The 11992-nt window shown below is 60.4% G+C and carries 10 protein-coding genes and 2 tRNA genes; all 12 read right to left on the bottom strand.

Annotated elements, in window-relative coordinates:
• Positions 1 to 234: 234 nt before the first annotated feature.
• The 12 genes from pnp to glmM all read right to left on the bottom strand — a co-directional run bounded on the left by pnp (position 235) and on the right by glmM (position 11977).
• Positions 235 to 2340: a polyribonucleotide nucleotidyltransferase gene (gene pnp, locus ACQ4N9_RS05780; RefSeq protein ID WP_390966803.1), complete on the bottom strand. Its 2106-nt coding sequence runs from the start codon at positions 2338 to 2340 to the stop codon at positions 235 to 237.
• Positions 2341 to 2584: 244 nt separating this feature from the next.
• Positions 2585 to 2854 (bottom strand): 30S ribosomal protein S15, encoded by a 270-nt coding sequence (rpsO, locus tag ACQ4N9_RS05785; RefSeq protein ID WP_009404303.1) that lies wholly within the window; start codon positions 2852 to 2854, stop codon positions 2585 to 2587.
• Positions 2855 to 3003: 149 nt separating this feature from the next.
• A complete protein-coding gene (gene truB / locus ACQ4N9_RS05790) occupies positions 3004 to 3921 on the bottom strand; it encodes a tRNA pseudouridine(55) synthase TruB (RefSeq protein WP_110995211.1) in 918 nt (305 codons plus the stop codon).
• Positions 3922 to 3924: 3 nt separating this feature from the next.
• Positions 3925 to 4323 carry a 30S ribosome-binding factor RbfA gene (rbfA, locus tag ACQ4N9_RS05795; RefSeq protein ID WP_110995210.1) on the bottom strand — a complete coding sequence of 133 codons (399 nt, stop codon included), beginning with the start codon at positions 4321 to 4323 and terminating at the stop codon, positions 3925 to 3927.
• A gap of 116 nt (positions 4324 to 4439) precedes the next feature.
• Entirely contained in the window at positions 4440 to 6980 is a 2541-nt protein-coding gene (gene infB / locus ACQ4N9_RS05800) for a translation initiation factor IF-2 (RefSeq protein ID WP_390966800.1), read from the bottom strand.
• A gap of 27 nt (positions 6981 to 7007) precedes the next feature.
• Positions 7008 to 8489, bottom strand: a complete 1482-nt coding sequence (gene nusA, locus ACQ4N9_RS05805) for a transcription termination factor NusA (protein WP_110995208.1) — start codon at positions 8487 to 8489, stop codon at positions 7008 to 7010.
• Between the two features lie 60 nt (positions 8490 to 8549).
• Entirely contained in the window at positions 8550 to 9008 is a 459-nt protein-coding gene (gene rimP, locus ACQ4N9_RS05810; protein WP_016391791.1) for a ribosome maturation factor RimP, read from the bottom strand.
• Between the two features lie 129 nt (positions 9009 to 9137).
• Positions 9138 to 9214: transfer RNA gene (locus ACQ4N9_RS05815), tRNA-Met, on the bottom strand.
• Positions 9215 to 9313: 99 nt separating this feature from the next.
• Positions 9314 to 9399: transfer RNA gene (locus ACQ4N9_RS05820), tRNA-Leu, on the bottom strand.
• Positions 9400 to 9419: 20 nt separating this feature from the next.
• Entirely contained in the window at positions 9420 to 9812 is a 393-nt protein-coding gene (gene secG, locus ACQ4N9_RS05825; protein ID WP_011532138.1) for a preprotein translocase subunit SecG, read from the bottom strand.
• Positions 9813 to 9815: 3 nt separating this feature from the next.
• Positions 9816 to 10571, bottom strand: a complete 756-nt coding sequence (tpiA, locus tag ACQ4N9_RS05830; RefSeq protein ID WP_390966798.1) for a triose-phosphate isomerase — start codon at positions 10569 to 10571, stop codon at positions 9816 to 9818.
• Between the two features lie 65 nt (positions 10572 to 10636).
• Positions 10637 to 11977 carry a phosphoglucosamine mutase gene (glmM, locus tag ACQ4N9_RS05835; protein ID WP_390966796.1) on the bottom strand — a complete coding sequence of 447 codons (1341 nt, stop codon included), beginning with the start codon at positions 11975 to 11977 and terminating at the stop codon, positions 10637 to 10639.
• Between the last annotated feature and the right edge of the window lie 15 nt (positions 11978 to 11992).

Here is an 11992-nt window from a genome sequence, read left to right on the forward strand (position 1 = left end):
ATATTGCAGGGGCTGTGCCAGGTTTTTGTATTTAAATTAATCCTTATAAATCAGTTACTTATAAAAATCGCACGACATGATGGATCGTGCAATTTGCAAGTATGAGGGTATTGTTGAGTGCAAGTTGCAAGCTCGCCCGCAGGAAATGTGCCCAGCCTCCAGCGGCTCGACGGGCATGACCGACGCCCATAAAAAAAGGACCCCGAAGGGTCCTTCTTTGCAGCATCGAAATGCTTAGACGCCCGATGCCTTGGCAGCGGCAACGTCTTTGATCGACAGCTTGATACGGCCGCGGTTGTCCACGTCCAGTACCAGTACTTCGACTTCCTGGCCTTCCTTCAGGATGTCGGTGACCTTCTCTACACGCGCATCGCTGAGCATGGAGATGTGCACCAGGCCGTCCTTGCCCGGCAGGATGTTGACGAAGGCGCCGAAGTCGACGATGCGCTCGACCTTGCCGACGTAGATCTTGCCGATCTCGGCTTCTGCGGTGATGCCCAGGATGCGCTGCTTGGCAGCTTCAGCCGCTTCCTTGGTTTCGCCGAAGATCTTGATCGAACCGTCGTCTTCGATGTCGATCGAAGCCTTGGTCTCTTCACAGATACCGCGGATGGTGGCGCCGCCTTTACCGATGACGTCACGGATCTTGTCGGTGTCGATCTTCATCGCGATCATGGTCGGTGCGTTGGCCGACAGCTCGGTGCGCGACTGGCCAATGATCTGGTTCATCTGGCCGAGGATGTTCAGGCGCGCTTCCAGGGCTTGGCCCAGGGCGATTTCCATGATCTCTTCGGTGATGCCGTTGATCTTGATGTCCATCTGCAGCGCGGTAACACCTTTGGCGGTACCAGCTACCTTGAAGTCCATGTCGCCCAGGTGGTCTTCGTCACCCAGGATGTCGGTCAGAATGGCGAACTTCTCGCCTTCCTTGACCAGGCCCATGGCGATACCGGCCACCGGTGCTTTCATCGGCACACCAGCGTCCATCAGGGCCAGGGAAGCGCCACAGACCGAAGCCATGGAGCTGGAGCCGTTGGACTCGGTGATTTCCGATACGACGCGGATGGTGTACGGGAACACGTCAGCAGCCGGCAGCATGGCCTGGACCGAACGACGGGCCAGACGGCCGTGACCGATTTCGCGACGGCCAGCACCGCCCATGCGGCCACACTCGCCTACCGAGAACGGTGGGAAGTTGTAGTGCAGCATGAAGGGGTCTTTCTTCTCGCCTTCGAGGGTGTCCAGCAGCTGGGCGTCACGCGCGGTGCCGAGGGTGGCAACCACCAGGGCCTGGGTTTCGCCACGGGTGAACAGGGCCGAACCGTGGGTCTTCGGCAGTACGCCGACTTCGATGTTCAGCGGACGCACGGTCTTGGTGTCGCGGCCGTCGATACGTGGCTTGCCGTTGACGATGTTTTCGCGAACGGTGCGGTATTCGATCTCGCCGAAGATGTCTTTGACTTCACCGGCCGATGGCTGGCCTTCTTCACCGGAGAACTTGGCAACCGCCTGGTCGCGCAGCTCGCCCAGGCGCGCGTAACGGTCGGCCTTGACGGTGATGGTGTAGCCCTGGGAGACCGCCTCGCCGAACTCGGCGCGGATGGCGTTGAACAGCTCGGTGTTGGCAACGGCCGGTTTCCAGTCCCAGGTCGGCTTGGCGGCTTCGGCAGCCAGCTCTTTGACAGCCTTGATCACGGCCTGGAATTCGTCGTGGGCGAACAGCACGGCGCCCAGCATCTGGTCTTCGGTCAGCTCTTTGGCTTCCGATTCAACCATCAGTACGGCATCGGCGGTACCGGCGACGACCATGTCCAGGCTCGAAGCGGCCTGCTGCTCGTAAGTCGGGTTCAGCAGGTAGCCGGTGCTTTCGTGGAAGGCAACGCGGGCGGCGCCGATCGGGCCTTCAAACGGAATGCCGGAAATGGCCAGGGCAGCCGAGGTACCGATCATCGCAGCGATGTCCGGATCGGTCTTCTTGCTGGTGGAAACCACGGTGCAGACGACCTGCACTTCGTTCATGAAACCTTCTGGGAACAGCGGGCGGATCGGGCGGTCGATCAGGCGCGAAGTCAGGGTTTCTTTTTCGGATGGGCGGCCTTCACGCTTGAAGAAACCACCTGGGATCTTGCCAGCGGCGTAGGTCTTTTCCTGGTAGTGCACGGACAGCGGGAAGAAGCCCTTGCTCGGGTCTGCATGCTTGGCACCGACCACGGTCACCAGCACGGTGACATCGTTGTCGACGGTGACCAGCACAGCGCCGGTGGCCTGACGGGCAATGCGGCCCGTTTCGAGGGTAACGGTCGATTGACCGAACTGGAATTGCTTGATTACCGGGTTCACGGTTTCCTACCTTTTTCAGTGGCTCTGGGGGAACTGGTTTCTTGCGAATTCTTGGGCAGAACAGGGAATCGGCCCCGTTGACCGTCCAGATACAACACGAGGCTGGGAGCCTGGCGCCGAGCGGAAATCCCGCTCGGCATTGCCAGGCTGCCAACCTCGAAGATACGCATGGCGTGCCCAACGGGAACGCTGCCAGGCAGCGTTGCCGATGAATCCGCCATGCACACCACTGACCAGGCCGCTATTAGCGACGCAGGCCCAGGCGACCGATCAGGGCGCTGTAACGAGTGGTGTCTTTGCCCTTCAGGTAGTCCAGCAGCTTACGACGCTGGTTAACCATACGGATCAGGCCACGACGCGAGTGGTGGTCTTTGCCGTTGGCCTTGAAGTGGCCTTGCAGCTTGTTGATGTTCGCGGTCAGCAGAGCAACCTGAACTTCCGGGCTACCAGTATCGCCAGCAGCTTGCTGGTAGTCGGCAACGATTTGAGCTTTTTCTTCAACGCTGAGGGCCATGTGGCTTCTCCTGATAAACGGATCCCGCAAGCGGGGTCCAATAGGCCAGGGACTTGATCCCTGTATTAATAAAAAAGGTGTGACCGTGCCTACTGACAGCCACCCTTGTATCCGCAGGCTTTAGCCGAAGCCTGGGCCTGCGGTTTCGGTCATTCCGACCGAATCAGCCGACGTGGCGCCACGCGCCCGTCTTCGCTCACTTCACCGATACCGATGAAGCGACCGTTGTGATCCTGTACGCGGACCATGCCGAACTGCGGCGCATCCGGAGCACGCACGGCCTGGCCATGCAGCCAGTAGAACGCACTGTGCTCGGAAAGGCTCAACAGCGGCCAGTCCTGCAGCCCGCTGTCGGACGGCATGAGGAAGCGATCGAGCGCTTCGTTGCCACCTTCGGCGTGGGCCTGTTCGAGCTCCTCGAGGGTCACGGTCTGTGCCAGTGCGAAGGGCCCGGCCTGGGTCCTGCGCAGCTCGGCGACATAGGCGCCGCAGCCAAGTGCCTCGCCAATATCCTCCACCAGGGTGCGGATATAGGTGCCTTTGCTGCATCCTACGCTCAGCCGTGCACGGGTGCCTTCGCACTCGAGCAACTCCAAGCGGCCAATAGTAACAGAACGCGCCTCGCGCTCCACTACCTCTCCTGCACGTGCCAGCTTGTAAAGCGGCTGGCCGTCACGCTTGAGCGCCGAGTACATCGGCGGTATCTGGCTGATCGGGCCGCGAAAACGCGGCAGCAGTGCCTCGATGTCGGCGCGACCGACGGTCACCTCACGGGTCTGCAGGACTTCGCCCTCGGCATCACCGGTGTTGGTAGTCTGCCCCATCTGCATGACCGTTTCGTAGCCCTTGTCGGACTCGAGCAGGTATTGCGAGAACTTGGTCGCTTCACCGAAGCACAGCGGCAGCACGCCGCTGGCCAGCGGGTCGAGGCTGCCGGTGTGGCCGGCCTTCTCGGCATTGAGCAACCAGCGGACCTTCTGCAACGCGGCGTTGGAGGTGAACCCCAGCGGCTTGTCGAGCAGGATGATGCCGCTGACGTTGCGGCGGATACGTTTGACCTGGGCCACCGCTTACTCCTTGGCGCCCGGCTCGTCGGCATCCTTGTGCAGACGGTCTTCGGCGACCGCTCGCTCGATCAGTGCCGACAGGTGCACGCCACGGCTGACGCTTTCATCAAAGTGGAAATGCAGTTGCGGCACGCTGCGCAGCTGCATCGAGCGGCCCAGGTGCAGGCGCAGGAAGCTGGCGGCACTGTTGAGGGCCTTGAGCGACTGCTGCACGGCGTCCGGGGTTTCTTCACCCATGACGGTGATGAAGACCTTGGCATGGCCCACGTCGCGGCTGACGTCGACGGCGGTGATGGTCACCAGGCCCACGCGTGGGTCCTTGACTTCGCGGCGGATCAGTTCGGCCAGCTCACGCTGCATCTGATCGCCGATACGTTGGGTACGGCTGTATTCTTTTGCCATTTTTGCTACCTGTTTCTAAAGCGGCAAACGCCCGGTTCAGACACAAGCCTGACCGGGCGCTACCTGCAGAGGCGCTGCCAACCGCCGTACGACGGGGGTTGGCAGCGGGCTCGCCCTTAAAGGGTACGAGCCACCTGGACTTTCTCGAAGACTTCGATCTTGTCGCCGACCTTGACGTCGTTGTAGCTCTTGACGCCAATACCGCACTCCATGCCGTTACGCACTTCGGCAGCATCGTCCTTGAAGCGACGCAGCGATTCCAGCTCGCCTTCGAAGATCACAACGTCGTCGCGCAGTACGCGGATCGGACGGTTGCGGTACACGGTACCCTCGATAACCATACAGCCAGCGATGGCGCCGAACTTCGGCGAACGGAACACGTCACGCACTTCGGCGACACCCAGGATGTTCTCGCGAACATCGCTGCCGAGCATGCCGGTCAGGGCTTTCTTGACGTCTTCGATGATGTCGTAGATCACGTTGTAATAACGCATATCCAGACCTTCCTGCTCGACGATCCGGCGCGCACCGGCATCGGCACGCACGTTGAAGCCGAACAGCACCGCGTTCGAGGCCAGTGCCAGGTTGGCGTCGCTTTCGGTGATACCACCGACGCCGCCACCGATCACACGTACCTGAACTTCGTCGTTGCCCAGGCCGCCGAGCGAGCCCTGCAGCGCTTCCAGGGAGCCACGCACATCGGTCTTGAGGACGATGTTGAGGGTCTTCTTCTCTTCCTGACCCATGGTCTCGAAGATGTTTTCCAGCTTGCCGGCGTGAGCACGGGCCAGCTTGACCTCACGGAACTTGCCTTGACGGAACAGGGCAACTTCACGGGCTTTCTTCTCGTCGGCCACCACGGACATTTCGTCACCGGCGTCCGGGGTGCCATCCAGGCCGAGGATCTCGACCGGGATCGACGGGCCGGCTTCCTTCACAGGCTTGCCGTTCTCGTCGAGCATGGCGCGCACGCGGCCATAGTTGGAGCCGACCAGGACCATGTCGCCCTGACGCAGGGTACCGTCCTGAACCAGGATGGTGGCAACCGGGCCACGGCCTTTGTCCAGACGCGATTCAACCACGACACCGCGACCTGGAGCAGTCGGGGTGGCGGTCAGTTCGAGAATCTCGGCCTGCAGCAGTACGGCTTCGAGCAGTTCGTCGACACCGGTACCCATCTTCGCCGACACCTTGACGAACGGCGTGTCACCACCCCAGTCCTCGGAGGTGACGCCTTCGACGGCCAGCTCGTTGCGGATGCGATCGAGGTCGGCACCCGGCTTGTCGATCTTGTTCACGGCAACCACCAGCGGCACGCCAGCAGCCTTGGCATGCTGAACGGCTTCGCGGGTCTGCGGCATCACGCCGTCGTCCGCCGCCACCACCAGGATGACGATGTCGGTAGCCTTGGCACCACGGGCACGCATCTGAGTGAACGCAGCGTGGCCTGGGGTGTCGAGGAAGGTGACCATGCCACGGTCGGTTTCGACGTGGTAGGCACCGATGTGCTGGGTGATACCACCGGCTTCGCCAGCAGCAACCTTGGCACGACGGATGTAGTCGAGCAGCGAGGTCTTACCATGGTCAACGTGACCCATGACGGTAACGACCGGCGCGCGCGATTCGACTTCACCTTCGAATTTCAGCGATTCGGCCAGGGAGTCTTCCAGGGCGGTATCGCTGACCAGGGTGACCTTGTGACCCAGCTCTTCTGCTACCAGCTGAGCGGTTTCCTGGTCGAGCACCTGGTTGATGGTAACCGGAGTGCCCATCTTGAACATGAACTTGACGACCTCAGCACCTTTGACCGACATGCGCTGGGCCAGGTCCGAAACCGTGATGGTCTCGCCGATGGTCACGTCACGGATGACGGGGCCGGACGGGCTCTGGAAGCCATGCTGGTTGCGCTTCTTGCCTTTGCTCTTGCCACCGCGGCCACGACGGAAACCATCGCTTTCTTCTTCGGTGGTACGTGGCGCGGCACGTGGAGTCGGAGCCTTTTCCTTCTCCTTGACCTTGACCTTGACCGACATGCGCGGCGCTTCGCCACGGCCGGCAGCAGCTGGGCCACCACCACGACGATCGTCATCACGGCTGCGGCTTTCGTTGCGACGGGTCTCGTCTTTCTTGCGCTCGGCAGCACGTGCGGCGGCGTCTTCGGACACCGGCGCATTGGCCACTACCGGGGCAGCAACAGCGGCAGGCTCGGCCTTGGCTATCGGGGCAGCGGCCGGGGCATCGGCGGCCTGACGGCGTGCCTGCTCCTCGTTGCGCTGGCGCACTTCGGCTTCGACCTTCTCGCGAGCGGCGTTTTCAGCCGCGCGGCGCTCTTCCTGCTCGCGCTTCTGCTCAGCCTGGATCTCTTCCGGGCTGCGCTGCACGAATACTTTCTTCTTGCGTACTTCTACGCTGATGCTCTTGCTACCGGCGACACGCAGGGTGCTGGTGGTCTTGCGCTGCAAGGTAATCTTGCGCGGCTCTTCCGCCTTGCTCTTGTGGCTGCTCTTCAAATGGGTCAGCAGGGTCTGCTTCTCATTATCGGTCACTACCTGACCGGCGTCGGTGTGCGGCAGACCTGCCTCACGCATCTGCTGCAGCAGGCGCTCTACCGGTGCCTCGACCTCTTGGGCCAGTTCTTTCACCGTGACTTGCGTCATGCACTTCTCTCCTCAGGCCGCGCCTAATTACTCGAACCAGTGGGCTCGGGCGGCCATGATCAACTTGCCGGCACGCTCTTCGTCGATGCCGTCGATGTCGAGCAGATCGTCGATCGACTGCTCGGCCAGGTCTTCGCGGTTAACCACGCCGCGCACCGCCAGTTCGGCCGCCAGGTCCTTGTCCATACCCTCGAGGGAGAGCAGGTCTTCGGCCGGATGGGCGTCTGCCAGTTTTTCTTCGGTAGCGATGGCCTTGGTCAACAAACGGTCCTTGGCTCGAGCGCGGAGCTCATTGACGATTTCTTCGTCAAAGCCATCGATGTTGAGCATTTCTTCCAACGGTACGTAGGCAATTTCTTCAAGGTTGGTGAAGCCTTCGTCGACCAGCACTTGTGCCAGTTCTTCGTCGACTTCCAGTTCCTCGACAAAATTACGCAGGATGTCGCCGGTTTCAGCCTGTTGCTTGGCCTGGATGTCCGACTCGGTCATCACGTTCAGGGTCCAGCCGGTCAGCTGACTGGCCAGACGAACGTTCTGACCGCCACGACCAATGGCCTGAGCCAGGTTGTCGGCACCAACGGCGATATCCATCGCATGGGCGTCTTCGTCAACGATGATCGCGGCAACCTCTGCCGGCGACATGGCGTTGATGACGAACTGCGCCGGGTTCTCGTCCCACAGGACGATATCCACACGCTCGCCACCCAGCTCGCCGGATACGGCTTGGACGCGCGAACCACGCATGCCGATACAGGCACCTTGTGGGTCGATGCGCTTGTCCTTGGAGCGGACGGCGATCTTGGCACGCGATCCCGGATCACGGGAGGCGGCCATGACTTCGATGAGGCCTTCGGCGATTTCCGGCACTTCGATGGTGAACAGCTCGATCAGCATCTGTGGCGCAGTGCGCGACAGGATCAGCTGTGGGCCACGGTTCTCGGTGCGGATTTCCTTGAGCAGTGCACGCAGGCGCACACCGACCCGGAAGGTCTCACGGGGGATGATGTCTTCACGGGCCAGCAGCGCTTCGGCGTTGTTGCCCAGGTCGACGATGACGTTGTCGCGGGTGACCTTCTTCACGGTACCGGAGATGATCTCGCCAACGCGTTCGCGATAGGCGTCGACCACCTGGGCGCGCTCAGCTTCGCGAACCTTCTGCACGATGACTTGCTTGGCGGTTTGCGCAGCAATGCGACCGAACTCGATCGATTCGATCTTCTCTTCGATCACGTCGCCAACTTTGGCTTCAGGATGACTTTCCTGAATCTTTGCTGGCCAGACCTCGATTGCCGGATCATCCAGATCCGCTTCCTCGACGACCGTCCAGCGACGGAACGTTTCGTAGCTACCGGTGTGGCGGTTGATTTCCACACGCAGGTCGACTTCGTCCTCAAAACGCTTTTTGGTTGCAGTGGCCAGAGCCACTTCCAGCGCCTCGAAAATGACGCCGGGCGGTACACCCTTTTCGTTGGATACCGATTCAACAACCAGCAGTACTTCTTTGCTCATCGTACGCCTCGCCTTGCGCAAGCCATTGGGCCCGTAAATTTCCGCCGGGCCCGGCACGTCTCAGTCAAAACTGGGAATAATATTGGCCTTGTCGATCGAGTCGATCGGCAGCAGGAACTCATGGTTATCCACCTGGACCACCACATCCTGCTCCTCCACACCGCGGAGAAGGCCCTGGAAGTTACGACGACCTTCGAAGGGCGTACGCAGCTTGATCTTCACTTGCTCGCCGGCATGCGAGGCAAACTGTTCCAGAGTGAACAGCGGGCGATCCATGCCTGGAGAGGAAACCTCGAGGGTGTATTCACTGCTGATCGGGTCTTCCACATCCAGGATGGCACTGGCCTGACGGCTGACCGCTTCACAGTCCTCCACCAGAATGCCGCCTTCCTTGTCGATGTAGATACGCAGTACCGAATGCTTACCTTGGGAGACGTATTCGATCCCCCAGCACTGATAGCCCAGCCCCTCGACCACTGGGGCCAACAAGGCCTGCAACTGTTCTAGCTTGCTCGACACCTGAACCCCCTCGTGCATGCTGTGCAAATAAAAAATGGGCGAAGCGCCCATCCCTGAAAGCGCCGTAGGACAACGACGCCGAAAACTGTTGGCTAGCAAAAAGCCCCTGAAAAGGGGCTCCGCTGAAGCTGGTTGCGGGGGCTGGATTTGAACCAACGACCTTCGGGTTATGAGCCCGACGAGCTACCAAGCTGCTCCACCCCGCGACAAAGCTGGGGCGAAAGTATAAGACCGAACCCCCTTGAGGGTCAATCCAACCTCCACCTACAAGAAAGCCCGCTTAAAGCGGGCTCTCTTGCTTCAATTGGTACCGAGAAGGGGACTCGAACCCCTACACCCTATGGGCACAACCACCTCAAGGTTGCGTGTCTACCAATTCCACCACCTCGGCAATACTACATTTGAAACCCGTTACTGCTGCTCTTTGGCCGGAGGAGGTACATCACCAGAGTTGGTGGTTTCGCTCTTCTGCTGCTGGAGCACCGGTACATCATCGTTGACTGCCGGCTTTTGCTCTTTGACTTCCAGCACTGCTGGATCTGGCAGACCAGCTTGAGTCAGCTGGTGAGCCTGCTGCTTGGCGAAGTATCCTAACCCAAGTGCAGTCAAAAAGAAAGTGGCGGCAAGTATAGCAGTAACTTTACTCAAAAAGGTAGCGGAACCTTGGCTTCCGAACACAGTATTTGAAGCACCTGCGCCGAAAGATGCACCTGCTTCCGCACCTTTACCCTGTTGCAGCAGCACCATTACTACCAGTGCCAACGCCGCCAACAGATGAAAAACAACTACGACTGTTTCCAGCATTGTTCAGTTTCCTGCGGCGCGACAAATTGCACCGAATTCGTCTGCATTCAGGGACGCTCCACCAATGAGCCCCCCATCGATATCCGGCATGCCGAACAGTTCGGCCGCATTGGCCGCCTTCACGCTGCCGCCGTAGAGAAGCTGCACGTTAGCTGCAACTTCGGCGTCCTTCGCCGCCAACTGCTCACGGATGGCTGCATGCACATCCTGGGCTTGCTGTGGCGAGGCCGTCAAACCAGTACCGATGGCCCATACAGGCTCATAGGCAATTACTGCATTGGCAAAAGCGGCAACACCGAACGCGTCGATAACACTGCTTAGTTGACGCTCTACAACTTCAAGCGTCTTGCCTGCCTCGCGCTCCTCGAGAGTTTCCCCTATACAGAGCACTGGCGTCAAACCACTTTTCTGAGCAGCTGCAAACTTTTGATTCAGCACTTCGTTAGTTTCACCAATAATTTGGCGACGCTCGGAGTGCCCGACCAGAACATATTTGCAACCAACTTCAGCCAACTGACTCGGTGCAACTTCGCCGGTCAGCGCGCCTTGTTCAGGCTGTACAGCAGAATTCTGTGCGCCGACGGTGACTCCCTTTCCTTCCAGGCCCTTGATCACTTGATCAATGAACAGGGACGGCGGAAACACCGCGACTTCCACACCGCTTGGCAGGGGCATATTGCCCAAGCCCTGAGTCAGCTCAGCGACGCTGGCGCGGGTACCGTGCATCTTCCAGTTACCAGCTACCATGGGGCGACGCATGCTTTACCTCGTCGGTCAAAGTGGGCGCAGATCTTACCCAACCCGATCTGCGCTGGCAAGCCTCTTCAGGCACAAACTTCAGCGACCAGCTTGGCCAGGGCTTCGGCATGGCCACGCACCTGGTTTTCGTCGTCGCCCTCGACCATCACGCGCACCAGTGGCTCGGTGCCGGACTTGCGCAACAGCACACGCCCGCGGCCCGCCATGTCTTCGGTCGCCTTGTCGCTTGCGGCCTTCACCAGCGGGTTTTTCAACGGGTCGCTCTTGCCTGCTTCGAAGCGCACATTGATCAACACCTGAGGGCACTTGCGCACGCCCTGGCGCGCCTGGGCAAGGGTTTCGCCGCGACGCTTGAGGGCCATCAGCACCTGCAGCGCGGCGATGATCGCATCACCGGTGGTGGTGTGGTTACAGCACACGACATGCCCGGAGTTTTCACCCCCCAGCAGCCACTCACGCTCAATCAGTTCGGCCATGACATAGCGGTCGCCGACTTTCGCCCGCACGAACGGAATGTCCAGTTCCTTGAACGCCAGCTCCAGGCCGAGGTTGCTCATCAAGGTACCCACCACGCCGCCCTGCAGCTTGCCGCGCTCGTGCAGGTCACGGCCGATGATGTACAGCAGTTCGTCACCGTCGACGATGGCGCCGGTGTGATCGACCATCAGCACCCGGTCGCCATCACCGTCGAAGGCGATACCCAGGTCGGCATGCCCGACCAGCACCGCAGCCTGCAACGACTCGATGTGCGTCGAACCGCAGCCCTCGTTGATGTTCAGGCCATCCGGTGCGGCATGCAGCACCGTCACATCGGCGCCCAGTTCACGGAACACGCTGGGGGCAACTTTGTAGGTGGCGCCATGGGCGCAATCCACGACGACCTTGAGGCCGTCGAAGTTGGTACCGGTAGGCACGCTGCTCTTGCAGAATTCGATGTAGCGGCCCGCCGCATCGTTGATGCGCGAGACCTTGCCCAGCTTGCCCGAATCGACGACGGTCATCGGCTGGTCGAGCAATTCCTCGATCATCAGTTCGACTTCATCCGGCAGCTTGGTGCCATTACCCGAGAAGAACTTGATGCCATTGTCGTCGTGCGGGTTGTGCGACGCACTGATGACGATGCCGGCTTCGGCGTGGAAGGTGCGAGTGAGGTAGGCGATCGCCGGGGTCGGCATCGGCCCGAGCAGCATCACGTCGGCACCGGCGGCAGAAAGGCCGGCCTCGAGCGCCGACTCGAACATGTAGCCGGAGATACGGGTGTCCTTGCCGACCAGTACACGGCAGTGGCCCTGCTTGCGGAAGGCCATGCCCGCGGCCCAGCCGAGTTTCAGCATGAAGTCCGGGGTGATGGGGAACTGGCCAACGCGACCACGGATACCATCGGTACCAAAGTATTTTCTGCTCATAGGGACTCCAGTTTT

This window comes from Pseudomonas sp. ES1 (genome assembly GCF_050586605.1).
Classification (GTDB): domain Bacteria; phylum Pseudomonadota; class Gammaproteobacteria; order Pseudomonadales; family Pseudomonadaceae; genus Aquipseudomonas; species Aquipseudomonas sichuanensis.